This window comes from Actinomycetospora sp. CA-053990 (assembly GCF_050948445.1).
Classification (GTDB): domain Bacteria; phylum Actinomycetota; class Actinomycetes; order Mycobacteriales; family Pseudonocardiaceae; genus Actinomycetospora; species Actinomycetospora callitridis.
Genome location: NZ_CP192043.1, coordinates 6,255,900 through 6,280,326, shown reverse-complemented (window position 1 = coordinate 6,280,326; position 24,427 = coordinate 6,255,900). Strand labels below are relative to the sequence as shown.

General features: G+C 74.0%; 23 protein-coding genes. 16 read left to right on the top strand and 7 right to left on the bottom strand.

The window, feature by feature from the left end:
* Window positions 1–188: 188 nt before the first annotated feature.
* Window positions 189–1,664: a CCA tRNA nucleotidyltransferase gene (locus tag ACQPYN_RS31905; protein WP_433031645.1), complete on the top strand. Its 1,476-nt coding sequence runs from the start codon at window positions 189–191 to the stop codon at window positions 1,662–1,664.
* Between the two features lie 545 nt (window positions 1,665–2,209).
* Here ACQPYN_RS31905 and ACQPYN_RS31900 read toward each other — a convergent pair.
* Entirely contained in the window at window positions 2,210–3,664 is a 1,455-nt protein-coding gene (locus ACQPYN_RS31900; protein ID WP_433031642.1) for an MFS transporter, read from the bottom strand.
* A 203-nt stretch (window positions 3,665–3,867) separates the two neighbouring features.
* On the opposite strand from ACQPYN_RS31900, the gene ACQPYN_RS31895 reads away from it, so the two are divergent.
* On the top strand, window positions 3,868–4,458 hold the full coding sequence (locus tag ACQPYN_RS31895; protein ID WP_274192131.1) for a YqgE/AlgH family protein: 591 nt from the start codon (window positions 3,868–3,870) through the stop codon (window positions 4,456–4,458).
* A 106-nt stretch (window positions 4,459–4,564) separates the two neighbouring features.
* Complete coding sequence (locus tag ACQPYN_RS31890; protein ID WP_433031638.1) at window positions 4,565–5,053, top strand: DUF427 domain-containing protein; 489 nt, start codon at window positions 4,565–4,567, stop codon at window positions 5,051–5,053.
* A 1-nt stretch (window position 5,054) separates the two neighbouring features.
* Here ACQPYN_RS31890 and ACQPYN_RS31885 read toward each other — a convergent pair whose 3' ends face one another.
* Entirely contained in the window at window positions 5,055–5,519 is a 465-nt protein-coding gene (locus tag ACQPYN_RS31885) for an SdpI family protein (RefSeq protein ID WP_433031636.1), read from the bottom strand.
* Window positions 5,520–5,671: 152 nt separating this feature from the next.
* Here ACQPYN_RS31885 and ACQPYN_RS31880 point away from each other — a divergent pair, with 152 nt between their 5' ends.
* Together ACQPYN_RS31880 and ACQPYN_RS31875 are read left to right on the top strand one after the other, a co-directional pair.
* Window positions 5,672–8,575, top strand: a complete 2,904-nt coding sequence (locus tag ACQPYN_RS31880) for a leucine--tRNA ligase (protein ID WP_433031633.1) — start codon at window positions 5,672–5,674, stop codon at window positions 8,573–8,575.
* A gap of 375 nt (window positions 8,576–8,950) precedes the next feature.
* Window positions 8,951–9,763 (top strand): hypothetical protein, encoded by an 813-nt coding sequence (locus ACQPYN_RS31875; protein WP_433031630.1) that lies wholly within the window; start codon window positions 8,951–8,953, stop codon window positions 9,761–9,763.
* 83 nt (window positions 9,764–9,846) lie between these two features.
* Here the strand turns inward: ACQPYN_RS31875 and ACQPYN_RS31870 are convergent, their stop codons facing one another.
* A complete protein-coding gene (locus ACQPYN_RS31870; protein WP_433031627.1) occupies window positions 9,847–10,923 on the bottom strand; it encodes an inositol-3-phosphate synthase in 1,077 nt (358 codons plus the stop codon).
* Window positions 10,924–10,977: 54 nt separating this feature from the next.
* Window positions 10,978–11,670 carry a PadR family transcriptional regulator gene (locus ACQPYN_RS31865; protein ID WP_433039149.1) on the bottom strand — a complete coding sequence of 231 codons (693 nt, stop codon included), beginning with the start codon at window positions 11,668–11,670 and terminating at the stop codon, window positions 10,978–10,980.
* A gap of 175 nt (window positions 11,671–11,845) precedes the next feature.
* Between ACQPYN_RS31865 and ACQPYN_RS31860 the strand changes: the two genes are divergently transcribed.
* The 4 genes from ACQPYN_RS31860 (at window position 11,846) to ACQPYN_RS31845 (ending at window position 16,769) form a co-directional block, all read left to right on the top strand.
* Window positions 11,846–12,253, top strand: a complete 408-nt coding sequence (locus tag ACQPYN_RS31860) for a DUF5318 family protein (protein ID WP_433031624.1) — start codon at window positions 11,846–11,848, stop codon at window positions 12,251–12,253.
* Window positions 12,254–12,594: 341 nt separating this feature from the next.
* Window positions 12,595–12,744: a hypothetical protein gene (locus ACQPYN_RS31855; protein ID WP_433031621.1), complete on the top strand. Its 150-nt coding sequence runs from the start codon at window positions 12,595–12,597 to the stop codon at window positions 12,742–12,744.
* 50 nt (window positions 12,745–12,794) lie between these two features.
* Window positions 12,795–15,113, top strand: a complete 2,319-nt coding sequence (locus ACQPYN_RS31850; RefSeq protein ID WP_433031618.1) for a transglycosylase domain-containing protein — start codon at window positions 12,795–12,797, stop codon at window positions 15,111–15,113.
* Between the two features lie 24 nt (window positions 15,114–15,137).
* Window positions 15,138–16,769: a glycosyltransferase family 87 protein gene (locus ACQPYN_RS31845; protein ID WP_433031615.1), complete on the top strand. Its 1,632-nt coding sequence runs from the start codon at window positions 15,138–15,140 to the stop codon at window positions 16,767–16,769.
* Between the two features lie 312 nt (window positions 16,770–17,081).
* Here ACQPYN_RS31845 and ACQPYN_RS31840 read toward each other — a convergent pair whose 3' ends face one another.
* Window positions 17,082–17,396: a hypothetical protein gene (locus tag ACQPYN_RS31840; RefSeq protein ID WP_433031612.1), complete on the bottom strand. Its 315-nt coding sequence runs from the start codon at window positions 17,394–17,396 to the stop codon at window positions 17,082–17,084.
* A 96-nt stretch (window positions 17,397–17,492) separates the two neighbouring features.
* Here ACQPYN_RS31840 and ACQPYN_RS31835 point away from each other — a divergent pair, with 96 nt between their 5' ends.
* The 6 genes from ACQPYN_RS31835 to dnaB all read left to right on the top strand — a co-directional run bounded on the left by ACQPYN_RS31835 (window position 17,493) and on the right by dnaB (window position 21,701).
* Complete coding sequence (locus tag ACQPYN_RS31835) at window positions 17,493–17,906, top strand: hypothetical protein (RefSeq protein ID WP_433031609.1); 414 nt, start codon at window positions 17,493–17,495, stop codon at window positions 17,904–17,906.
* A 136-nt stretch (window positions 17,907–18,042) separates the two neighbouring features.
* Window positions 18,043–18,375: a 30S ribosomal protein S6 gene (rpsF, locus tag ACQPYN_RS31830; protein ID WP_274197728.1), complete on the top strand. Its 333-nt coding sequence runs from the start codon at window positions 18,043–18,045 to the stop codon at window positions 18,373–18,375.
* Complete coding sequence (locus ACQPYN_RS31825; protein WP_433031606.1) at window positions 18,375–18,935, top strand: single-stranded DNA-binding protein; 561 nt, start codon at window positions 18,375–18,377, stop codon at window positions 18,933–18,935. Before rpsF ends, ACQPYN_RS31825 begins: the two co-directional genes overlap by 1 nt.
* 90 nt (window positions 18,936–19,025) lie before the next feature.
* Window positions 19,026–19,262 (top strand): 30S ribosomal protein S18, encoded by a 237-nt coding sequence (rpsR, locus tag ACQPYN_RS31820; RefSeq protein WP_274192142.1) that lies wholly within the window; start codon window positions 19,026–19,028, stop codon window positions 19,260–19,262.
* 11 nt (window positions 19,263–19,273) lie between these two features.
* Entirely contained in the window at window positions 19,274–19,723 is a 450-nt protein-coding gene (rplI, locus tag ACQPYN_RS31815) for a 50S ribosomal protein L9 (protein WP_274192143.1), read from the top strand.
* Between the two features lie 586 nt (window positions 19,724–20,309).
* Complete coding sequence (gene dnaB, locus ACQPYN_RS31810) at window positions 20,310–21,701, top strand: replicative DNA helicase (RefSeq protein ID WP_433031601.1); 1,392 nt, start codon at window positions 20,310–20,312, stop codon at window positions 21,699–21,701.
* On the opposite strand, the gene ACQPYN_RS31805 is transcribed toward dnaB, so the two are convergent.
* Both ACQPYN_RS31805 and cutA read right to left on the bottom strand, forming a co-directional pair.
* Entirely contained in the window at window positions 21,698–22,921 is a 1,224-nt protein-coding gene (locus tag ACQPYN_RS31805) for an MFS transporter (protein ID WP_433031598.1), read from the bottom strand. The two genes, dnaB and ACQPYN_RS31805, sit on opposite strands and share 4 nt — an antisense overlap.
* An 84-nt stretch (window positions 22,922–23,005) precedes the next feature.
* Window positions 23,006–23,353, bottom strand: a complete 348-nt coding sequence (gene cutA, locus ACQPYN_RS31800; protein ID WP_433031595.1) for a divalent-cation tolerance protein CutA — start codon at window positions 23,351–23,353, stop codon at window positions 23,006–23,008.
* 55 nt (window positions 23,354–23,408) lie between these two features.
* Here cutA and ACQPYN_RS31795 point away from each other — a divergent pair, with 55 nt between their 5' ends.
* Window positions 23,409–24,341, top strand: a complete 933-nt coding sequence (locus ACQPYN_RS31795; RefSeq protein ID WP_433031592.1) for an NAD-dependent epimerase/dehydratase family protein — start codon at window positions 23,409–23,411, stop codon at window positions 24,339–24,341.
* The last annotated feature ends 86 nt before the right edge of the window (window positions 24,342–24,427 follow it).

Below are 24,427 nucleotides of genomic sequence, written 5' to 3'. Positions count from 1 at the left end.
GCCGCCGGGAGCCCCGTCGGCGCCGGTCGCCGGACCGTCGCGACGGGGTGGACACGGTCGCGATCGTACGGCGCCCGGGCGGTGACGGGGATCTGTCGGCCGTCCGGCGGCGCGGTGTCGCCCGGGTCGTGGCCCGTGTCCGGCCGGTGTCCCGTCCCCGGCCCGCCGTCGCGGTACGGTGACCTGTCGTGCCCGTTCCCGCCCAGGCCCCCTCCACGTCCACCGGCGCCGATCACACGGCGGTGGTGGAGATGCTGCGTTACTCGCCGGTCGCCGACGACCTCGCCGAGCGGTTCGCGGCGGCCGGACACCGGCTCTACCTGGTGGGCGGCAGCGTGCGGGATGCGCTGCTGGGACGGCTGTCCCCGGACCTCGACTTCACGACCGACGCGCGGCCCGAGCAGATCCAGGCGCTGGTGTCCGGGTGGGCGGAGGCCGTGTGGGACACGGGCATCGCCTTCGGCACCGTGGGGGCCGCGAAGCGCGGCGTGACCTGCGAGATCACCACCTTCCGCGCCGACGCCTACGACGGCGTGAGCCGCAACCCCGTCGTCGCGTTCGGCGACTCCGTCGAGGGCGACCTCGTCCGCCGCGACTTCACGGCCAACGCCATGGCGCTGTCGCTGCCCGACCGCACCTTCGTCGACCCGTGCGGCGGGCTCGCCGCCCTGGCCCGCGGCGTCCTCGACACCCCGACCGACCCGGAGACCTCGTTCGGCGACGACCCGCTGCGCCTGCTGCGCGCGGCCCGCTTCGTCTCCCAGCTCGGGTTCGAGGTCGCGCCGCGGGTGCGCGTGGCGATGGAGGCGATGGCGCCCCAGCTCGGACGGATCACCGCGGAGCGGGTGCAGGCGGAGCTCTCGAAGCTGCTGCTCGGCGCGCATCCCCGGCGCGGGATCGAGCTCATGGTCGACACCGGGCTCGCCGACGTCGTGCTGCCCGAGGTGCCGGCGATGCGCCTGGAGATCGACGAGCACGCCCAGCACAAGGACGTCTACGAGCACTCGCTGACGGTGATGGAGCAGGCCATCGGCCGCGAGACGGACGGGCCGGACCTCGTCCTGCGCCTCGCCGCGCTGCTGCACGACATCGGCAAGCCGGCGACCCGCAAGGTCGAGCCGGGGACGCGGGTGAGCTTCCACCACCACGAGGTGGTCGGGGCGAAGATGACCCGCAAGCGCCTGCGCGAGCTGCGCTACCCGAAGCAGGTCATCGAGGACGTCGCCCAGCTGGTGTTCCTGCACCTGCGCTTCCACGGCTACGGCAAGGGCGAGTGGACCGACTCCGCAGTGCGCCGCTACGTCACCGACGCCGGCCCCCTGCTGGAGCGGCTGCACAAGCTCGTCCGCTCGGACTCGACCACGCGCAACAAGCGCCGGGCCGCGGCCCTGCAGCGCTCGTACGACGACCTCGAGGAGCGGATCGCCCGGATCGCGGAGGAGGAGGACCTCGCCCGCGTCCGTCCCGACCTCGACGGCAACGCGATCATGGAGCTGCTCGGGATCCCGCCGGGTCCGCTGGTCGGGCGGGCGTGGCGGCACCTCAAGGAGGTCCGTCTCGAGCGCGGACCGCTCGACGACGACGAGGCCCGCGCGGAGCTTCTCCGCTGGGCGGCCGGTGAGGGGATCGGGGATCCCGGCGACGAGGGGGAACCGAAGGGCTGAGGGAACCGGTCGAGGGGCGTCTGCGTCGAACCCGATGTGGGTTCCCCTGCGATCAGTTACGTCTTCGGCACCGGGCGCGAGCCGGTGCACCACCACGTCTCCCCCGCCGACGTCGCGCTGGGCCCGGCCGGCCTCCGGGACGCCGTGGCCCTCGACTTCGACGGCGACGGCCGCGTCGACGACGCCCTGTGGGACGCCGACGGTGACGGCGCCGCCGACCGCTCCGTGCTCGACCTCGACGACGACGGCCGTCCCGACCACGCCTACTCGGACCCCTCGGGGCGGGGGCTGTGGGACACGCGGGTGCCGTTCGCGGCCGGAGCCGACCCGGTGACGGCCGGCGCCGCGCTGACCTGGAGCGACGTGCGCGGCCGGTCCGCGAGCGCCGCGCCCGCGCTGGACACCGACGGCGACGGGGTGCTCGACGGCGCGACCGTCGAGGCCGACCACGAGGACGGCACCGAGGTGGTGTGCGACCTCGACGGCGACGGGCGCGCCGAGCAGCTGCTCGTCGACGCCGACCACGACGGCCGGGCGGAGCTCGCCTACCTGTCCTCGGCGCCCGGCGCGCCGTCGGCCCGCTGGGACCTGCTGCTCACCGACACCGATTCCGACGGGGCGGTGGACACGCTGGTGGCCGAGGGGTCGGCGGGCTGGGTGCCGCCCTGAGCGGGGCCGCACGCCCGGCTGCGCAGGGCGAGCTCGTGCACCACCAGGCCCAGCAGGTAGAGGCCCGCGGCGAGCGCCAGCAGGAGCGGCGAGCGGCCGCTCGGCGGGGCGAGGAACGCGGCACCGGCGACGGCGGCGACGTAGGTGACGTTGAACGTGGTGTCGGACAGCGAGAACACCCGCCCGCGCACCGCGTCGCCCACCTCCGTCTGCACCGCGGCGTCGGAGCACAGCTTGATCGCCTGGCCCACGAGCCCGAGCACGAACGACCCGCCGAGGATCGTCGGCAGCGTCATCGGCAGGCCGAGCGAGAGCAGGGCGACCGCGGCGAGCACGAGCATGATCCGCACGGTGCCGGTGCGCCCCACCCGCCCGGTCAGCCACGGCGTCACCACCGCGGCGACGCCCAGACCGGCGGCCGCGGCCACCACCACCTCGCCGAGGCCGGCGATCCCGGCCTTCAACGGCCCGACGTCGGTGAGCGAGTTGCGCATGAGCAGCAGCACCACGAGCGTCGTGACACCGAACGCGAGGCGGTGTGCGGCGACCGCGCAGAACGCGGCGACGACCCCGGGGGCGTCGCGGGCGGCCCGGGCGCCGTCGGCGAGCCCCGAGGCCACCGCCCGGAGGGCCTGCGCGGCCTCGCGGCGCTCGTCGGGACCCAGCGAACCGCGGGCGATCGTCGTCGCCACCACGACGATGACCACCGACCCCACGCCCGCGACCATCGTCGTCCACGCGGCGTCGACGTCGGCCGGGCCGAGGAGACCGCGCAGGCCGATCGCGCAGCCGGCGCCGACCGCGGCGGCCACCGCCCCGGACGTCGTGACCAGGGAGTTCGCACCCACGAGGTGCTCGGAGGAGACGACGTGGGGCAGCGCGGCGGAGAGCCCGGCCTGGATGAAGCGGCTCACCCCGATCGTCGCCAGGGCGCCGAGGTACAGGGGTGGACCGGTGATCCCGGCGAGTACGACGCCGGCGGTGGCGAGCGTCAGCACGCCGCGCAGGGCGCCCGCGACGACGAGGACGCGCCGCCGGTCCCAGCGGTCGAGCAGGGCGCCGGCGAACGGGCCGATCAGGGAGTACGGGAGCAGGACCGTCGCGAGGCCCAGGGCGACCATGACCGGGTCGGCCTCGCGCTCGGGGCTGAACAGCACCAGCCCGCCCAGCGCGGCCTGGAACACGCCGTCGCCCCACTGGGCGGCCAGCCGGACCGTCAGCAGGCGGCCGAACCCGGGGTGCAGGAGCAGCTCACGGAAGCGTCCGGTGCGTCCTGCCGCCGGCGACGCACCCTCGACCGTGGCAGCGGTCGTATCGGACGCGACGGGCACGGGCGCCCACGCTACGCGTCCGTTGCGTCCCGCGGCGTGGTGCTCCGGCGTCCGCCCGGCGCAACCCCCGGCGGCCGATCCCCGGTGCCCGCGACGCCGCCGTCACCCGTGTGTGACCCGACGGTGACGCGCCCGGCACGCGTGCCGCCGAACACCCCACCGTGCCTGCCGCCCGCCCTCCGGGCGGTGCGACGATGGGCGTCGTGGCCAGTGGTGTGGAGGAACATCAGCAGGCCGAGGTCGAGGCGGGGACGCTCCTCGTCGCCGCGCCGACCCTGACGGATCCCAACTTCGCGCGGTCGGTCGTGTTCGTGATCGACCACCGGCCCGCCGGCACCCTCGGCGTCGTGCTCAACCGGCCCAGCGAGGTGTCCGTCGCCGACGTCCTGCCCACCTGGGGACCGCACACCTCGACGCCGCACGCCGTGTTCGTCGGCGGCCCGGTCGAGCAGCGCACGGCCCTGTGCCTCGCGGCCCTGCGCGCGGGCGAGGACCCGGCGCGCACCGGCGGCGTCGTCGGCGTCCGCGGCCCCGTGGCGCTCGTGGACCTCGACGGCGACCCCGACGACCTCGCCCCCCGCGTCCGGGGCCTGCGGGTCTTCGCGGGCTACTCCGGGTGGGACCGGGGCCAGCTCGCCGGCGAGATCGGGCGCGGCGACTGGTACGTCGTCCCCGCCCTGCCCGACGACGTCCTCGCCCCGCCCGGCTACGACCTCTGGGGCGGCGTCCTGCGCCGCCAGGGCGTCCCCCTCGCCCTCCTCGCCACCCACCTCGCCGAGCCCCGCCGGAACTAGGCGCCCCTTTCTGTTGCAGCGAACGCGCTGTTCGCTGCTTCTATGCGCGCGAACTCCCCGTTCGCTCGCCGCGCCGGGCCCGCCGACCGCGCCTAGCGTCGGCCCGGTGCGACGTGTCGAGCCAGGTCCGGGCCAGGAATCGGTGTGGGACTACCCCCGCCCGCCACGGGCCGAGGCGGTGCGGCGGCGCGCGGTCGTGACCCACGGCGGCACGGTCGTCGCCGACACCGACGACGTGGTCCGCGTGCTCGAGACCAGCCACCCGCCGACCTGGTACCTGCCGCGCACCTCATTCGCCGAGGGCGTGCTGCGTCCCGCGCAGCGACGGACGGTGTGCGAGTGGAAGGGCACCGCCCGCTACGTCGACATCGTCGTGCCCGGCGTGGAGCCGCTGCGCGACGTCGGCTGGTGGTACCCGCAGGACGCCGTGTACCCCGTGCTCGCCGACCGCGTCGCGCTCTACCCCGCGCCCTTCGACGAGATCACCCTCGACGGCGAGCGCGTCGAGCCCCAGCCCGGCGGGTTCTACGGCGGCTGGATCACCGCGGACGTCGTCGGCCCCTTCAAGGGCAGCCCGGGCACCTGGGGCTGGTGAGTCAGGCCTGGGTCTGGGCGCGCGGGCAGATCGCGCACGAGCCGCCGCACACTCCGGCCGCGGGCGCGCAGTCCGGCTCCTCGGGCGGCAGGCACGACGTCGGCGGCAGGGCCGCGAGGGCCTCGTGCTCGGCCTCCTCGGCGGCGGCGAAGCGCGCGCCCACGATGCCGCCGGCCCCCAGCAGCCCGACGAGCCCGAGGCCGCCGAGCACCAGCATCGTCACGCCCGCGACCGTCGTCGCCGACAGCAGCGCCGCGCCGGCCCCCGCGAGCCCGACCAGGCCCGCGCCGACGAACGCCGGGGCGGCGGCACGGTTCGCGCGGCGGAAGGCGTCGACGCTGCCCATGGTCCACAGCGTCCGGACCCCGAGCACGCGGTTGCGGGGCAGCCGGTGGAGGAGGGCGAGCACGCCGGCGCCGCCCACGACGAGCGCCGCGAGGGTCAGGACCAGGGCCGGGACGATCACACCCCCAGAGTAGGCTCGATGTGGTCCTCGCGGGATCCGCGGTGCCCCCCTCGCCGGGGCGTGGCCCCGGGTCGACGGCGGATGTCGTGGCAGGTGCCGACCGGCCGCATCCGGAGGGCGAGGACCGCCGGTCGAGACCAGGAGGAACCCCCGTGACCGCCGAGCCCGAGGTGGCGCCGGACGTGCGACCCGACGCCGAGAGTGCCTCCGGTGTGCCGCCCCACCGCTACACCGCCGCGCTCGCCGGAGCGATCGAGCGGCGCTGGCAGGACCGCTGGGAGGCCGCGGACACGTTCGCCGTGCCGAACCCGCCCCCCGCGCCGGCGGGCGAGAAGTTCTACCTGATGGACATGTTCCCGTACCCCTCCGGCTCGGGCCTGCACGTCGGGCACCCGCTGGGGTTCATCGGGACCGACGTCCTCGGCCGCTACCTGCGCATGACCGGCCGCACGGTGCTGCACACGATGGGCTTCGACGCGTTCGGTCTGCCGGCCGAGCAGTACGCGGTGCAGACGGGCACGCACCCGCGCACCACCACCGAGGCGAACATCGCGCGCTACCGCCAGCAGATCCGCCAGCTCGGTCTCGCGCACGACCAGCACCGTTCGGTGTCCACCACGGACATCGACTTCTACCGGTGGACGCAGTGGATCTTCCTGCAGATCCACGGCGCCTGGTACGACGTCGAGGCCGACCGCGCGCGCCCGATCACCGAGCTCGAGGAGGAGCTGGCGGCGGGCATCCGCGCGCTGCCCGACGGCCGCGACTGGGCGACGCTGTCGCGTCCCGAGCAGGACCGCGTCCTCGACGACCACCGCCTGGCCTACCTCGCCGACGCCCCGGTGAACTGGTGCCCGGCGCTGGGCACGGTGCTCTCCAACGAGGAGGTCACCGCCGACGGGCGCTCCGAGCGCGGCAACTTCCCCGTCTTCCGGCGCAACCTGCGCCAGTGGATGATGCGGATCACCGCCTACGCCGACCGCCTGGCCGACGACCTCGACGGTATCGACTGGCCGGACTCGGTCAAGGCGATGCAGCGGAACTGGATCGGGCGCTCGCAGGGCGCGCAGGTGCGCTTCGCGTCGGACGCGGGCGACATCGAGGTGTTCACCACCCGCCCGGACACCCTGTTCGGCGCCACGTACCTCGTGCTGGCCCCCGAGCACCCGATGGTCGACGCGCTGGTCCCGGCCGCCTGGCCCTCGCCTCCGACCGGCGACGAGCTCGACGGACGCTGGACCGGTGGCGCCGACACCCCGGCGGACGCGGTCGCGCAGTACCGCAGCGTCGTCGCGTCGCGCTCGGACCTCGAGCGCCAGGAGGCCCGCGACAAGACCGGTGTCTTCACCGGGGCGTGGGCCACCAACCCGGTCAACGGCGAGGCGCTGCCCGTCTTCGTCGCCGACTACGTCCTCATGGGCTACGGCACCGGCGCGATCATGGCGGTCCCGGGCGAGGACCAGCGCGACTGGGACTTCGCGACCGTCTTCGGCCTGCCGATCCGCCGGACCGTGCAGCCGCCGGAGGACTTCGACGGCGAGGCGTACGTCGGCGCGGGGGCGGCCATCAACTCCGCGAACGACGAGGTCAGCCTCGACGGCCTGGACGTCGACGCGGCCAAGACGGCGATCGTCGCGTGGCTGGCCGCTCGCGGAGCCGGCGAGTCGGTGGTGCAGTACAAGCTGCGCGACTGGCTGTTCTCCCGGCAGCGCTACTGGGGCGAGCCGTTCCCGGTCGCCTACGTCGCGGAGGGCGAGACCGACGGCGGGCCCTCGATCCCGCGCGCGCTGCCCGACGCCGATCTGCCCGTCCTGCTGCCCGACGTCGAGGACTACTCGCCGAAGTCGTTCGCGCCGGACGACCGGGACTCCTCGCCGGAGTCGCCGCTGGCGCGCGCCACCGAGTGGGTCGCGTTCGAGGCCGACCTCCCGTCGGACCCCGAGCACGGCTGGACCGAGTACCTGCGCGAGACCAACACGATGCCGCAGTGGGCCGGCTCCTGCTGGTACTACCTGCGCTACCTCGACCCGCACAACACGGAGCGCTTCGTCGACCCCGACGTCGAGCGCTACTGGCTGGGTCCGCAGGGGCCGGGCGACCCCGGCGGCGTCGACCTCTACGTCGGCGGCGTGGAGCACGCGGTGCTGCACCTGCTCTACGCGCGCTTCTGGCACAAGGTGCTCTTCGACCTCGGCCACGTCTCGTCGTCGGAGCCCTTCCGGCGCCTGTTCAACCAGGGCTACGTCCAGGCCTGGGCCTACACCGACGCCCGCGGCGTCTACGTGCCGGCCGAGGAGGTGGCGGGTGACGCGGCGTCCGGATTCACGTGGAACGGCGAGCCCGTGCGCCAGGAGTACGGGAAGATGGGCAAGTCGCTGCGCAACGTGGTGACCCCCGACGAGATGTGCGACGCCTACGGCGCCGACACCTTCCGGCTCTACGAGATGTCCACGGGGCCGATGGAGGCCTCGCGGCCCTGGTCGACCCGCGACGTCGTCGGCTCGCACCGCTTCCTGCAGCGGGTGTGGCGCCTGGTGATCGACGAGCAGACGGGCGAGCTGCGCGTCGCCGACACCGAGCCCGACCGCGACACCCTCACCGCGCTGCACCGCGCGATCGACGGCGTGCGCACCGACCTGCCGGCGATGCACTACAACACCGCGGTCGCGAAGCTCATCGAGCTGGCCAACCACCTGACGAAGACCTACCCGTCGGGCGGCACGCCCCGCTCGGTCGTCGAGCCGCTGGTGCTCATGCTCGCGCCGCTGTGCCCGCACCTGGCCGAGGAGCTGTGGTCGCGTCTCGGCCACCCGGACTCGCTCGCGTTCGCGCCGTTCCCGGAGGCCGACCCGGCCCTGCTCGTCCAGGACACGGCGGAGTACCCGATCCAGGTCAACGGCAAGGTGCGCTCGCGCATCACCGTGCCCGCGGCGGCCGGCGAGGACGAGGTCCGCACCGCGGCCCTCGCCGACCCGAAGGTCGCCGAGCTGCTCGCGGGCGCCGAGCCGCGCAAGGTGATCGTCGTCCCCGGCCGCCTGGTGAACGTCGTCCGCTGAGTCGAAGCTCGTCCCCCTGTTCCGCGCGAAGGGCACCATCAGCCGGTTAGAGCGGCGAGGGGTGCCCTTCGCTGACCGGGCCCGGCGCGCAGCGGGGCGTCGCCGTTTCGGCCGAAGGTGCCCTTCGCGCGGGTAGAGCGGCGAGGGTGACCCTTCGCCGGGTCGGCGCGCGCAGGGACATCAGCCCAGCGGCGACATCGATGGATCCGGCGGAGGCCGGCGTGCGTCGAACAGGATGTGCCCCGACGTTCCCGAGTCGACTGGGCTGCTGTCGCGGCGGCCGCCCCTTTCGACGTCATCCATCTCCGCGACCTCGCCCAACTCGGCGTCCCGTCGAGCACCATCTCCTCGCGGTGCGCCCCCGGAGGCATCTGGGTGCGGGTGATCTCGGGCGTCATCGCACTGACCCGCGGGGTGCTGACCCGCCGCCAGCGCCTCGCCGCCGCCCTGCTCTACGCCGGCGCGCAGGCGATGGTCACCGGCGTCGCGGCCTGCCGGCTGTACGGCCTGAGGCGTCTCCCGGACGACGACACCGTCCACGTCCTCGTGCCCCACGCCACGCGCCGACGCTCGCAGCGATTCGTCCTCGCCGAGCGCACCCTGCGGCTGCCCCGTCCCCACCCTCGCGACGACGTGCCCGTGGCCCCGGTCCACCGCGCGGTGCTGGACGCCGCGCGGCGCATGGGCCGGATCGACGACGTCCGCGCGCTCCTGGCCGAGGCCGTGCAACGCCGCCTCACGACCGTGGTGGCCCTGCGTCGCGAGCTCGAGGAGGGTTCCGGGCGCGGGACGGCGCTCGTACGACGGGTCCTCGTCGAGATCGAGGACGGCGTGCGGTCCGTCGCCGAGGCCTGGTGCCGGATGATCGTCGCGGAGATGCCGGGCTTCCCGCCGGTGATCTGGAACGCCGGCCTCGAGCACGCCGACGGCACGTTCCTGGCCTGCGTCGACGGGTTCGTGGACGGCGTCGCGCTGGCGATCGAGATCCAGTCGTTCGAGCACCACGCGGACCCGGAGGCCTTCGACGAGACCATGAGGCGCCAGGCCCGCCTCATCGCCGCCGGCGTGCTGCTCGTGCCGGTGAGGCCCCGCCAGCTCCGCGACGAGCCGGAGACGGTGAAGCGTCTGCTCTGGGAGGCGCTCGCCCAGGCCCGCGCCCGCTCGCGTCCGGCCATCCGCCGCCGGTGATCACCACGAAACAGCGAAGGGCACCTTCCGCCGCTCTATCCGGCTGAAGGTGCCCTTCGCGCGAAACCAGGGGACGCGTCCGGTCAGCTGTCGTCGCCGCGGATGAACGACTCGACGCGGTCGTAGGCCACCGAGTCGCGGTACTGCTCGGGCGGCGACTTCATGAAGTACGACGAGGCACCGAGCAGCGGGCCGCCGATGCCGCGGTCCATCGCGATCTTCGCGGCGCGGACGGCGTCGATGATGATGCCCGCGGAGTTCGGGGAGTCCCAGACCTCGAGCTTGTACTCGAGCGACAGCGGGACGTCGCCGAACGCGCGGCCCTCGAGGCGCACGTAGGCCCACTTGCGGTCGTCGAGCCACGGCACGTGGTCCGACGGGCCGATGTGGACGTTGCCCTTGCCCATCTCGCGGTCGACCTGCGAGGTCACCGACTGGGTCTTCGAGGTCTTCTTCGACTCCAGGCGCTCGCGCTCGAGCATGTTCTGGAAGTCCATGTTGCCGCCGACGTTGAGCTGCATCGTGCGGTCGAGCTGCACGCCGCGGTCCTCGAAGAGCTTGGCGAGCACGCGGTGGGTGATCGTCGCGCCGACCTGCGACTTGATGTCGTCACCGACGATCGGCACGCCGGCCGCGGTGAACTTGGCCGCCCACTCGGGGTCGGAGGCGATGAACACCGGCAGGGCGTTGACGAAGCCGACGCCCGCGTCGATGGCGCACTGGGCGTAGAACTTGTCGGCGTCCTCGCTGCCCACCGGCAGGTAGGACACGAGCACGTCGGCGCGGGCCTCGCGCAGGGCGGCGACGACGTCGACGGGGTCGCCGTCGGCCTCGGTGATGATCTCGCGGTAGTACTTCCCGAGACCGTCGAGGGTGTGGCCGCGCTGCACCGTCACGCCGGTCGGCGGGACGTCCGCGATCTTGATGGTGTTGTTCTCGGACGCGGAGATCGCGTCGGCGAGGTCCTGGCCGACCTTCTTGGCGTCCACGTCGAACGCGGCGACGAACTCGAGGTCGCCCACGTGGTAGCCGCCGAAGTCGACGTGCATGAGGCCCGGCACGCGCGCGGCCGGGTCGGCGTCGGCGTAGTACTGCACGCCCTGTACGAGTGAGGAGGCGCAGTTCCCCACGCCCACGATCGCCACTCGGACCGAACCCATGGCAGTTCTCCTCTTGTCTCTTCCTCGGTGACAGGTGTCGGACGGACCTGGGGCTCAGGCGTCGCGGGGTGACGGCGGACGGGTGCCGCCGTCGTCGGGGCTGGAGTCGGGCCCGGGATCGGGGCCGGCACCGGGGCCGGAGGGCCGTGTGTCGGCCACCGGCTCGGCGGCCTGCTCGGCGGCGATGAGCTCGTTGAGCCACCGGACCTCGCGCTCGGTGGATTCCAGGCCGATGCGGTGGAGCTCGCGGGTGTAGTGGTCGATCTGCTCGCCCGCGCGGCCGAGGGTCGACCGGAGGCCCTCACGGCGCTCCTCCACGCGACGCCGCCGGCCCTCGAGGATGCGCATCCGCACCTCGACCGGCGTCCGCGAGAAGAAGGCCAGATGGACGCCGAAGCTCTCGTCGTCCCAGGTCTGCGGGCCGGCGTCGCCGAGGAGCTCGTCGAACCGGTCCTTGCCCTCCGCGGTGAGCTCGAAGGTCCGGCGGCCGCGCCGCCCCCACGAGCTGCGGGCGGGCGGCCGGGACCGGGCGGACCCGGTCGGCTCGCCCTCGTCGGCGGCGTCGTCGGGGGGCGGCTCGTCGGTCTCGGCGATCAGCCCGGCGCGTTGGAGCCGGCGCAGGGTCGGGTACAGCGACCCCCAGGAGAAGGCACGGAAGGTCCCGAGGCGGGCGTGCAGCTGCTTGCGCAGCTGGTAGCCGTGCATCGGCGACTCGTGGAGCAGGCCGAGCACCGCGAGCTCGAGCACGGACACCCCCCTCGGTCACCGGATCGCCCACGGCGATCTCCGCGAACACGTCCCCGACCATATCGGAGCGATACATCAGGCGTCGGGCATCGACGATCACGTCACACCCGCCCCGGGCGTCGGGAGCCCTCCGGAGCAGGGGACGTGCGGGGGCGCGATGGCTACGCTGGTCTCCGTGCCGGGAGTCCGTCAGGTGGTCGACTACGCGTTGCAGCGCCGTGCGCTCCTGGCCGACGTGTCGGCGGGCCGCGTGGCCACCGCCGACGCCTGCGACGCCGGGGTCTACCTGCTCCAGGCCGCCTCGCACCACGGTCGTCCGACCACCCGGACGTGCCCGCTCTGCCGGCGCGATCCCCTCGTCGAGGTCCACTGGATCTTCGGGGAACGGCTCGGCGGGGCCGCAGGATCCGCCCGGTCTGCCGACGAGATCAGCCGGTTGGCGGATGCGATCAGCGAGTTCACCGTGCACGTCGTGGAGGTCTGCCGATCGTGCCGGTGGAACCACCTCGTACAGTCATACGTCTTGGGAACCGACGACGCGTCGGGAGGGGGCCGCCGGCGCCGCCGGACCGCCTCGCCCTGACGGTTCGGAGAGAACCACCCGGAACCGGGAGGCGATCGGTGGACGACGAGCGGCGCACGGACCGCGGGGGCGGACGACCCCCCGGTGCCGACCGGGTCAGACCCGGCGCCACCCCGCCCGGACCGCCGGCCCGCGGAGACGGTCGAGGAGACGGGCGAGGTGATGCGCGAGGTGCGCCACCCGGCCCACCGCGCACCGCGCAGGGCCCACCCGGCCCACCACCAGGACCGCCCCGTCCTCCGCAGGGTTCCCCCGGTCCACGCAACGGAGGACACGGCCGCCCCGGAGGCCCACCCCCGCCGCCCGCCCCCGACGGCGCCCTGCCCGCCGGCTGGCGACCGGTGCCCCCGTCGCAGAACCCCACCCACCACTCCGCCTTCGACGAGCCGACCATCACCAACACCGAGGCCGTCGGCGGGACGCGACGCAGCGCGGTCGGCACGGTCACGCCCCCGAGGGCGCGGGCCACACCCGTGAGCCGCGGCTGCTGACCCACGACAGCGGCCGCACCGGCAGCCGCACCGGCACCGCGACGCGCGCCATGGCGCCCACCGCGACCGCCGCCACCTCGCGCTCGGCGATGGCGGGAGGCGGCCTGTCCGGCACGGCGGTGTCCCCGCGGCCCGCCCGTCCCGGTCGGGGCGGGGACGACGACGAGCCGCCCCGCGGGCGCCGCCCCGGACGCGACGGCTCCGCGCCCGCACCGAAGGGCCGCAAGCGCCGCATCCGGCGCATCGTCTTCCTGCTGATCGGGCTGCTCGTGCTCGGCCCGGTCCTGGCCTTCGCCGTCGGCTGGATCTTCTTCCGCGTACCGACGCCCGACGACGCGACGAACAACCAGGTCGCGACCATCTCCTACGCCAACGGGAGCTCGCTGGCCTCGCTCGTGCCCGAGCAGGGCAACCGGATCAAGGTGCCGATCACCCAGGTCCCGCTGCACGTGCAGCAGGCGGTGCTCTCGGCCGAGGACCGCTCGTTCTACTCGAACCTCGGGTTCGACCCGGTCGGCATCATCCGCGCGGCGTTCAACCAGGCCACCGGCGGCAGCGGCGGCGGCTCGACGATCACCCAGCAGTACGTGAAGAACGTGCTGGTCGGCGACGAGTACTCGCTGTGGCGCAAGTACCGCGAGGTGGTGATCGCGGCGAAGATCTCCCAGGAGCAGAGCAAGGAGGAGATCCTCGGCAACTACCTCAACACGATCTACTTCGGCCGCGGTGCGTACGGCATCCAGGCGGCGGCGCAGTCGTACTTCGACAAGGACGTCTCGCAGCTGTCGGTCTCCGAGGGCGCGGTGCTCGCGGGCCTGATCCAGTCGCCGTCGCGCTGGGACCCCGCGGTCGACCGCGGGATGTCCGAGCAGCGGTGGGCCTTCGTCCTCGACGGGATGGTCGGCCAGAACTGGCTGCCGGCCGCCGAGCGGGGCGCGCAGACGTTCCCGGCCGCGATCCCGCCCCAGCCGCGGCGCAGCGGGATCCCCGACAACGACCGCGGCCACATCGTGTCCGCGGTGCGCGCGGAGCTGAACTCGTACGGCATCACCGAGACCCAGGTGAACCAGGAGGGCCTGCAGGTCACGACGACGATCGACCCGCGACGCCAGGACCAGGCCGTCGAGTCGGTCGAACGCCGCCTGCGCGGTCAGCCGGTCAACCTGCGCACGGCGCTCGTGTCGGTCGACCCGCGCACCGGCGCCGTGCTGGCCTACTACGGCGGCGAGGACGGCTCCGGGTTCGACTACGCCCAGACCGAGCGCCAGCCCGGGTCGTCGTTCAAGCCGTTCGTGCTGCTCGCCGGGCTCCAGCGCAACCCCAACCCGATCGGCCTCGGCACGACGTTCGACGGCTCGAGCCCGCAGACGATCGCGGGCACCGAGGTCGAGAACAACGAGGGTGAGAACTGCGGGAACTGCGACCTGCGCACCGCGATGACCCAGTCGATCAACACGGTCTTCTACCAGCTCGGCGTGCAGGTCGGCCCGCAGCGCGTCGCCGACGCGGCGCACCAGGCGGGCGTCTCCGCGCCGCTCGAGGCGCCCAGCGGCGGTATCTCGCTGGGTGACCGCGAGGTCCGGCCCAGCGACATGGCCGCGGCCTACGCGACGTTCGCGGCGGACGGCGTCTACCACCGGCCGCACCTGGTGAGCCGGGTGACGACGGCCGACGGTCGCGTGCTCTTCGACGCGGGCGCGCCGGCCGGCGAGACGCGGATGACCCAGCAGCTCGCGCGCAACGTCGTCGAGGCGATGCTGCCGGTGGCCGACCACTCGGAGATCCCGCTCTCGGGCGGTCGTCCCGTGGCGTCCAAGACCGGCACCGTGCAGTCCTCGGTCGACGGTCAGAACAACGACGCCTGGATGGTCGGCTTCACCCCGTCGATCTCGACCGCCGTGTGGGTCGGCACCGACGACAACACCCCGATCAAGAACGGCGACGGGCGCCCGATCTACGGGCGCGGCGTGCCCGGCCAGATCTGGCAGGGCTACATGAACGACGCTCTGCGCGGCGACCCGATCGAGCAGTTCTCGGACTTCCGGCCGATCGGCACCCCGCCGCAGACCACGCCCGCGGCGCCGCCCAACCAGCCGGGCTGCGTCGAGGGCCAGCCGTGCCCCCCGGGCGACCAGAACCAGGGCGGCGACCAGGGTCAGGGCGACCAGGGGCAGGGCGATCAGGGCGGCGGCGACCAGGGCCAGTTCGGCGGTGACCAGGGTGGCGGTGACCAGGGTGGCGGCGACCAGGGTGGCGGCGACCAGGCCAACCAAGGTGGCGTCGATCAGGGACAGGGCGACGCGGGCGGTGACCCGGCCGGCGGCCAGACGGACGGTGGCGGCGACGGCGGCGGCCTCTTCGGTGGCTGACGTGCGCCCTCGGGTCGGCGCACCGTGACCGGGGCGCCCACCCGCAGCGGCGTCCCGACGTCGGGGCGCGCCCGCACCCACGACCCGGCCTCGCTCGGCCCGGACCAGCGCGTCCGTCCGACCCACGAGGACCCGTTCGTCGCGTCGCTGTCGGCCGTCGTCGGCGGCCCGCTCGGCGAGCACGCCGTCGCGGGCCGGGCCCGCCACGTCACCCCGCTGCGCGTGGTGCTGCTGCTGGCGATCGCGACCCTCGCGCTCGCGTGGTTCGCGAAGGCGCCGTGCCTGCAGCAGTACCCCGGCGAGAACGGGCTCGAGCTCGACTGGCGCGACGGCCGCCAGTACGTGGCGATGTGCTACTCCGACACCGTCCCGCTCTACACCGCCGAGCGCCTCGACGTCGGCGGGATCCCCTACGTGACGTCGTGGGTCGACCGTCGTGACGACGGCTCCGAGCAGGTGCGCTACATGGAGTACCCGGTGCTCACCGGGTTCTTCCAGTGGGCCAACGCCCGCCTCGCCGACGTCTGGCTCGCCGGCGCCGAGGCCGGTCTGCTGCCCGGCGGGCTGGCGGTGGTCGTCTACTTCGACCTCTCCGCGTTCTGGCTCGCCCTCGCGTGGCTGGTGACGGTCTGGGCGGTGGTGCGCCTGCGACCCGGGCGTCCCTGGGACGCCGCCCTCGCCGCCGTGTCACCGCTCGTCGCGGTCCACGCGTTCACCAACTTCGACACCCTGGCCGTCGCGGCGGCGACGCTCGGGATGCTCGCGTGGGCACGGCGCCGACCGGTCCTCGCCGGCGTGATCCTCGGCGTCGGCGCGGCGGCGAAGCTCTATCCGCTCTTCCTGCTGTATCCGCTGCTGCTGCTCTGCCTGCGCGCGGGACGCATGCGGGCCTGGGCGCAGGCGACCGCGGCCGGGGTCCTGGCGGTCGGGCTCGTCAACCTCCCGGTGGCCCTCGCGGCGCCGGCGGGCTGGTGGGAGTTCTTCCGGCTCAACGGCCAGCGGGGCGCCGACCCCGACTCGCTCTACAACGTCGTCTCCGGGCTCACGGGCTGGAGCGGGTTCGACGGCCAGCTCGCCCCCGGGCAGGACCCCACCGTGCTCAACGCGGTGAGCGCGGTCCTGTTCGCCGTGTGCTGCCTGGCGATCGCCGTGCTCGTGGTGCGCGCACGGCGACGGCCCCGGTTCGCCGCGATCGCGTTCCTCGTCATCGCCGCGTTCCTGTTGACCAACAAGGTCTGGAGCCCGCAGTACTCGTTGTGGCTCGTGCCGCTGGCGGTCCTGGCGTACCCGCGCTGGCGCCCGCTGCTCGCGTGGATGGTGCTCGATGCGCTGGTCTGGGCGCCGCGGATGTACTACTACCTGGGCACCGACGCGAAGGGCCTGCCCGCGCCCTGGTTCTACGGCTCGGTGCTCGTGCGCGACCTCGCCGTCGGTGTCCTGGCGGCGCTCGTCGTCCGCTCGGTGCTGCGTCCCGAGCACGACCTGATCCGCACGCCGCGGGACCCCTCGTTCTCCCGCGGACTGGACGACCCGGACGGCGGGGTCCTCGACGACGCGCCCGACGACGCCCGTCGGTTGGCCCGGGTGGACGCGCTCCTCGACCCCGTGGCTGGGCTGTTCGGACGAGCGCGCGGAGGGACTGGAGTCCCTCGATGAGGGCGGGTCCGGCTGCGGTGGCGTGTCGGCCGCCGAACGCTCCGGCAGCCGGGTGAGGGTGGGCGTCACCACCGGGTTACTCGCTCGTTGGGTTCACGTGCCGCCGGGACGGCCCGCTCCCCCAGTGGGGCCTGTCCCGGTCTCCCCGGGCTCGTCAGAAAGGTCCTCCTCCATGGCCGTGCGTCCTCCCCGCCTGCTGACGAGCCTCATCGCCGGTGGTCTGGTGACGGGATCGCTGCTGCTCGGCGCCGGCTCGGCCCTCGCGGCCCCCGCCGCCCCGGCCGCCGACGACGTCGTCGAGGCCCGCTGCGGTCAGACGGTGCGCGCCGAGGAGGGGCAGACCGTCAAGATCATCCCGACGCTCGGCCTGCCGTTCGAGCGCGAGGTCCGGACCGGGATGAAGCCGATCACGCAGCTGGTCGGCGGCATCCTCTGCCGCGTCCAGGTGCAGGTCGTCGAGCCCGTGAGCGAGCAGGTCGCCCAGGCCGCGCCGCCGCTGCGCCCGGCCACCGAGCAGCTCAGCGGGGCGACCGGCGCCGTCCTCGACGCCCCGCGCTCGGCGACCACGGCCACCCCGCGCTCGCGGGCGGCCGTCCCGACGCCCGCCGCCGCCGCGCCGACCTTCACCCCCAGCAGGCCGCCGCGGCCGCGCCGGCGTTCGCGCCCGCGTTCGGCGCGCTGCCCTCGTCGTTCCTCAAGGGCGCGGCGGGCCCGGCGCCCGGTGTGCGCGCCTTCGACCCGAACCTGCTGCTCGGCTCCGCCTTCCCGGGGCTGCGCGCCGGCTCGCCCGCCTACCTCGGGTACGACCCGGCCAGCGCGGTCACCACCGCGAGCCAGGTCCAGGCCCTGCCCGTCGACGCCCTCACCGAGGGCGGGGTCGGGGTGCCGGCGCTCATCGCGGTGCTGGCGCTCTCCGGTGTCGCGGCGTTCGCGGTGCGCCGGATCGTCCTCGGCCGCGCGGTCGCGTCGTCGTCGTCGTCGGTGGGCGGCGCTGCCGCCGCGCCGGTGGCCGCCACGGAGTCCGCGGACGGGGCGACGGCCGAGGTGGCCGAGGAGCGCGACGAGGACGCCGACGAGCAGGCCGAGGACGAGGACGCCGGGACCACGGTCGCGGCGCGCACGCCCGTCCCGGCCTGAGAAGTCGCGGGAACCGCCGGGTCGGCCGCTGCGTCGGACCTGGTGAGGGCGCTCGCAGGCCGGTTCGGTAGCCTGGACGGACCGAGAACCCCTCCTGTCACGGATCGTCCGTGGCCGCTGAGCCCATAGGAGGTGAGTGGTACTCGTGCGCCACTACGAACTGGTCGTCATCCTCGAGCCGAGCCTCGACGAGCGCACCATCGCCCCGTCCCTCGAGACGTTCCTCAACGTCGTCCGCAAGGACGGCGGCACCGTCGAGAACGTCGAGGTGTGGGGCCGCCGTCGCCTCGCCTACGAGATCGAGAAGCACGCCGAGGGCATCTACGCCGTCCTCGACGTGAACTGCGAGCCCGCCACGGTCAAGGAGATGGACCGTCAGCTCGCGCTCAACGAGTCGATCCTCCGCACCAAGGTCATGCGCCGCGACCCCGCCTTCGCCGGGCGTCGTGGCAAGGCCGGCGCTGCCTGATGGCCGGCGACACCGTCATCACCGTGGTCGGCAACCTCACTGCTGACCCGGAGCTGCGGTTCACGCCGTCGGGTGCCGCCGTCGCCAACTTCACCGTGGCGTCGACGCCGCGCACCTTCGACCGCCAGAGCGGCGAGTGGAAGGACGGCGAGGCCCTCTTCCTGCGCTGCAACATCTGGCGTCAGGCCGCGGAGAACGTCGCCGAGACGCTCACCCGCGGGGCCCGCGTCATCGTGCAGGGGCGGCTCAAGCAGCGGTCCTTCGAGACCCGTGAGGGCGAGAAGCGCACCGTCATCGAGCTCGAGGTCGACGAGGTCGGCCCGTCCCTGCGCTACGCCACCGCGTCCGTCACCAAGGCCTCCCGGGGTTCCGGGGGCGGCGGTTACGGCGGCGGGGGCGGCAACGGGGGCGGCGGCTACGGCTCCGGCGGCTCCGGCGGGGGCTCCGGCTCCGGTGGGGGTTACGGCGGGGGCGACGACCCCTGGGCCTCCGCTCCGGCCGCCGGGTCCTCCGGCGGCGGCGGCAGCGGTGGCGGCTACGACGACGAGCCCCCGTTCTGACCTGGGCTCCCGCCCGCATCGACCTGTACGAATCGGCCCACCCGGCGCCCCACGGCGCGGCGGGCCACCACGCCTGGAAGTGAAGGAATCATGGCGAAGCCGCCGATCCGCAAGCCGAAGAAGAAGGTCTGCACCTTCTGCAAGGACAAGAACCAGCTGATCGACTACAAGGACACGAACCTCCTGCGGAAGTACATCTCCGACCGCGGGAAGATTCGTGCGCGCCGGGTGTCGGGCAACTGCTCGCAGCACCAGCGCGACGTCGCGGTCGCGGTGAAGAACTCCCGCGAGATGGCGCTCCTGCCCTACACGTCGACCGCGCGCTGAGGGAGGACGACATGAAGCTCATCCTCACCGCCGACGTCGCCAACCTCGGCGGCCCCGGCGACACCGTCGAGGTCAAGGACGGCTACGGCCGCAACTTCCTGCTGCCCCGCGGCCTGGCCATCGTGGCCACCCGCGGCGCCCAGAAGCAGGTCGACACGATCCGCCGCACCCAGGAGGGCAAGCGGATCCGCGACCTGGACCACGCCAAGGAGGTCGCCGGGCAGATCCAGGGCCTCGGCACCGTCACGGTCAGCGGCAAGGCCGGCCAGGGCGGGCGTCTGTTCGGCTCGGTCACCCCGGCCGACATCGTCGCGGCCGTGCGCTCGCAGGGCGGCCCGAACCTCGACAAGCGGTTCGTCGCCATCTCGGGGCACATCAAGTCGACCGGCGACCACAAGGTCACGGTGCGCCTGCACCCCGACGTCGCGGTGGATCTCCCCCTCGACGTCCAGGGCGGCTGACGACCCGCTGACGGGTCGGGCTCCGCCTCGTCCCTCGCACCCACCTCGGGCCCGGACCGCACGACGGTCCGGGCCCGACGTGTGTCCTGACACGGACCCGAGGGATGTCCGGGGACGGCCCGCCACGGGCCTCCGGCTCGACCCGTCCGCACCGCCGCTCCCCCGCCCGGCGAGCCCCGGCCCCCGCTCGGCTCGCAACGCTGCGCGACCGGGTGAACACACGGACGACACGCAGCGGACGACGCGCCGACGTCTCCTTCATCCACTTGTTGTCCACAGCGCCCACAGGTCTCCCACCTGCGGCGATCGTTCGAGATCATGGGTTGCCCACAGGTTGTCCCCACCTGCGTGCCCACCGCGGGGGTGTGCTCGGTGGACCGATCCCGGTGTTGTCCCCAGGGCGTCCCCAGGGCCTGTTGGAGCCCTGCACGACGGGGACCTAGCGTGCGGTCGACACGGTCGGGAGACCGCGTCAGCGCCGCCGGCCGGTCCGGTGTCGCCGGGGCTGTCGGTGGGCCCTGCTAGAACGTGTGTTCGACGGACGTGTCCCGCCGGGTACGCGTCCGAGGCGAGGGAGGGGACCGACGTGGCGGTACTGGACGATCGGGGGACGTCCGGACGGGGTCAGGACCGACAGGGGGCTGCGCCCACCGAGTTCGACCGGCAGCCACCCCAGGACCTCCCCGCCGAACAGTCGGTGCTTGGCGCGATCCTGCTCAGCAAGGACGCCATCGCCGACGTCATCGAGATGCTCAAGCCCGACGACTTCTACCGGCCGGCGCACCAGACGGTCTACGAGTGCGTGCTGGACCTCTACGGCCGCGGCGAGCCCGCCGACCCGGTCACCGTCTCCGCCGAGCTCGAGCGCCGCGGCGAGCTCCTGCGCATCGGCGGGGCGCCGTACCTGCACACCCTCATCGCCGCGGTGCCCACGGCCGCCAACGCCGGCTACTACGCCGAGATCGTCGCCGACCGCGCGATCCTGCGACGCCTCGTCGAGGCCGGCACACGCATCGTCCAGCTCGGCTACCACGGCTCCGAGGGCGCGGACACCGACGACGTCGTCGACCGCGCCCAGGCCGCCGTCTACGAGGTGACCGACCGCCGCGTCACCGAGGACTACGTGGCCCTCGAGGACGTCCTCCAGCCGACGATGGACGAGATCGACGCCATCGCCTCGCGCGGTGGGGTGTCCTTCGGCGTGCCCACCGGGTTCACCGACCTCGACGACGTCACCAACGGCCTGCATGCGGGCCAGATGATCATCGTGGCGGCCCGTCCCGGCATCGGGAAATCCACGCTGGGCATGGACTTCGCCCGCTCGGCGAGCATCAAGCACGGCCTCACCTCCGCGTTCTTCTCGCTGGAGATGAGCCGCACCGAGATCGTCATGCGCCTGCTGTCGGCCGAGGCGAAGATCCGCCTGGCCGACATGCGCTCCGGATCGATGACCGACGACGACTGGACGCGTCTCGCCCGGCGGATGAGCGAGATCAGCGAGGCGCCGATGTTCATCGACGACTCCCCCAACATGACGATCATGGAGATCCGGGCGAAGGCGCGGCGCCTCAAGCAGCGCCACGACCTGAAGCTGATCATCCTCGACTACATGCAGCTGATGACCTCGGGCAAGAAGGTCGAGTCCCGCCAGCAGGAGGTCTCGGAGTTCTCGCGTCAGCTCAAGCTGCTGGCCAAGGAGCTCGAGGTCCCGCTGGTCGCGATCAGCCAGCTCAACCGTGGTCCCGAACAGCGCACCGACAAGAAGCCGATGCTCTCCGACCTCCGTGAGTCGGGGTCGCTGGAGCAGGACGCCGACATGGTCATGCTCATCAGCCGTCCCGACGCCTTCGAGCGCGACGACCCGCGCGCCGGCGAGGCCGACCTGATCCTGGCCAAGCACCGCAACGGCCCCACGGCCACCATCACCGTCGCCCACCAGCTGCACTACAGCCGGTTCAGCGACATCGCGCGGGGCTAGGGCGCAGGGGCCAGGCGATCGGCGCCCAGCGGCCACACCACGGCCGCCAACAGGGCGAGCAGCACGAGCACGAAGCCGATGGTCGCGGGCCACCCCGCCACGCCGTAGGCGACGCCGCCGAGCGTGCCGCCGACGGACGAGCCCACGTAGAAGGCGCCGAGGTAGAGGCCCGAGGCGACGGCACGGCCCTGCTCGGCGCGGCGGCCGACCCAGGCGCTGGCGACGGTGTGCGCGGCGAAGAAGCCGACGGTCAGCAGGGCGAGGCCGACGATCACGACGCCCAGCCACGTCGTCAGCATCGCGGCGGCGCCGAGGGCGGCCACCCCGGCCGCTCCGAGGAGGACGGGCCGGGGCCCCAGGCGGTCGGCGAGGCGGCCGGCGCGGGTCGAGGTGGCGGTGCCGACGGCGTAGAGCACGAAGACGAAGCCGACGACGAGCGCGGGCAACCGGAACGGCGGGCCGAGCAGCAGGAACGTCACGTAGTTGTAGGCGCAGACGAACACGCCCATGGCGAGCAGCCCGACGGCGTAGAAGCGGCGCAGCACCGGATCGCGGAGGTGGGCGCGGGCGGCGCCGAGCAGCTCGCCCACCCCGACGGGGCGCGGCCGGAAGCGACGTGAGGTGGGCAGCACCAGCACGAACGCCAGGAGGAAGACGCCCGACACCAACGCGATCCCGCCGAGGGCCCAGCGCCACGACCCGGTGAGGTCGGCGAGGGCGCTGACGATGATCCGCCCGCCGAAGCCGCCGACCGAGTTGCCCGCGATGTAGAGGCCCATCGCGCCGCCGAGGTGCTCGGCGTCGATCTCGTCGGCGAGGTAGGCCATGCCGACCGCGGGGAGCCCCGCGAGCGCGAGCCCCTCGAGCCCGCGCAGCACCAGCAGCAGCGCGAATCCGGGGACGACGGCGGCGGCGAGCCCGAACACGACGGCGGCGGCCAGCGAGCCGACCATGACCGGTCGGCGACCCCAGCGTTCCGACAGCGCACTCGCGGGGATGACGCCCACCGCGAGGGCCGCCGTCGTGACCGAGATCGACAGCGACGCCGTCCCGGGCGTGATGCCGTAGGCGCCGACGAGCGCCGGCAGCAGCGGCTGCGTCGCGTAGAGCAGCGCGAACGTCGTGAAGCCCGCGCAGAACAGGCCGACCGCGATCGGGCGGAAGCCGGGGTCCCCACGGCGCAGCGCCGGCGGGCGCGCAACGCCCCCCGGCGACGACATCGTTGTCGAGGCTAACCGTCGGCGGCCCCCGGACGCGCGGTCTCCTGTGTCACGGGTCGACTCCGCTCCGCTGCGTCTCCTGCATCACGGGTCGACTCCGCTCCGCTGCGTCTCCTGTGTCACCCACGCCAGGTACGGCCCGTGCCCGCCCACGACGGGCAGGACGAGCACGTCGGGCACGTCGTAGGTGTGCTCGGCGACCAGCCGGGCGGTGAGGTCGTCGGCGCGCGCGACGTCGGTCTTGAGCCAGAGCTGCCACTCCTCCTCGACCGACACGGCGCCCTCCCACCGGAACACGCTGCGCACCGGTCCGGCGATCTGCACGCAGGCCGCGAGCCGGGCGTCGACGAGCACGCGGGACAGACGCTCCGCCTCGTCGGCGGAGTCGGTGGTGGTGAGGACGACGCGGGCGGTCGTCGCGTCAGCGGTCATCAGCCTGGCCTCCCGGCGCCGGTCATCGGTGTTCGGTCCGTGTCACGATGCCGCGATGTTCCTCGTCACGGGCGCCACGGGCTTCGTCGGGTCGGCCGTGGTCGCGCTGCTGCACGCACGGGGCCACGCGGTGCGCGCCGTCGTGCGCGACCCGGCGCGCGCGGACGTCCTGCCCGACGGCGTGGAACGGGTGGCCGCCGACCTCGCCGACGGCGAGGCCCTGGTGCGCGCGATGGACGGCTGCGAGAGCGTCTTCCACCTCGCCGCGGCGGTGGGTGCTCCGGGTCCCGAGGCGCACGAGCTCAACGTCGGCGGCACCGCCCGGGTGGTCGACGCCGTCCGGCGAGCCGGGGTGCGCCGGCTCGTGCACACCTCGACCAGCGCTGCGATCTGCGTGCCGGATCCCGACGGTCCCGGCTGCCTGGTCGACGAGGACGCCGCCGGGGGCACCGCGCTGACCGACCCGTACTCGACGACGAAGGCCGAGGCGGAGGCCGTCGTCCTCGACGCGGTGGGCGCCGGCGGCATCGACGCCGTCGTCGCGACCGTCGTCAACGTGTACGGGCCCTCGCCGCGCGGGCCCCTGAGCTACAACCAGCTCCTCGCGGCCGCGGCGCGGGGTGCGGTCGGCGACATCGTCGACACCCGCGTCGGCTGGGTGCTCGCCGAGGACGTCGCGGTGGGCCAGCTCCTCGTCCACGACCGCGGGGAGACGGGCCGTCGCCACGTGCTGTGCGGGGAGGTCGCCTCGTTCCCGGAGGTGCTGGACACCTACGCGGAGGCGGCCGGCAGCCCGCACCGGGTCCGTGCGCTCCCCCAGGGCTCCGAGCTGCCCGACGGCGCGCCGCCCTTCGCCGACCGGTCGGTGGTCTACGGGCGGATCGGGGGCTACCGGGTGCGGGACGGCCGGTCCCGGGAGCTCGGGTTCGCGCCGCGGGGGATCGCCGAGGGGCTGGCGCTGACGGCACGGTGGATGCCCGCGACGTGATCCGATCGGGGACGTCTGGGCCCTGGGGATGGGACATCGGACACGCGCCCCGACACGCGGCGGCCGGGGATGCCACGCTGGTGGTC

Coding starts and splice junctions, on each gene's coding strand:
- ACQPYN_RS31870 (WP_433031627.1), bottom strand. CDS start 10,923: ATGGGTTCGGTCCGAGTGGCGATCGTGGGCGTGGGGAACTGCGCCTCC.
- ACQPYN_RS31795 (WP_433031592.1), top strand. CDS start 23,409: ATGTTCCTCGTCACGGGCGCCACGGGCTTCGTCGGGTCGGCCGTGGTC.
- rpsR (WP_274192142.1), top strand. CDS start 19,026: ATGGCGAAGCCGCCGATCCGCAAGCCGAAGAAGAAGGTCTGCACCTTC.
- rplI (WP_274192143.1), top strand. CDS start 19,274: ATGAAGCTCATCCTCACCGCCGACGTCGCCAACCTCGGCGGCCCCGGC.
- cutA (WP_433031595.1), bottom strand. CDS start 23,353: ATGACCGCTGACGCGACGACCGCCCGCGTCGTCCTCACCACCACCGAC.
- ACQPYN_RS31825 (WP_433031606.1), top strand. CDS start 18,375: ATGGCCGGCGACACCGTCATCACCGTGGTCGGCAACCTCACTGCTGAC.
- ACQPYN_RS31850 (WP_433031618.1), top strand. CDS start 12,795: ATGGCGCCCACCGCGACCGCCGCCACCTCGCGCTCGGCGATGGCGGGA.
- ACQPYN_RS31805 (WP_433031598.1), bottom strand. CDS start 22,921: ATGTCGTCGCCGGGGGGCGTTGCGCGCCCGCCGGCGCTGCGCCGTGGG.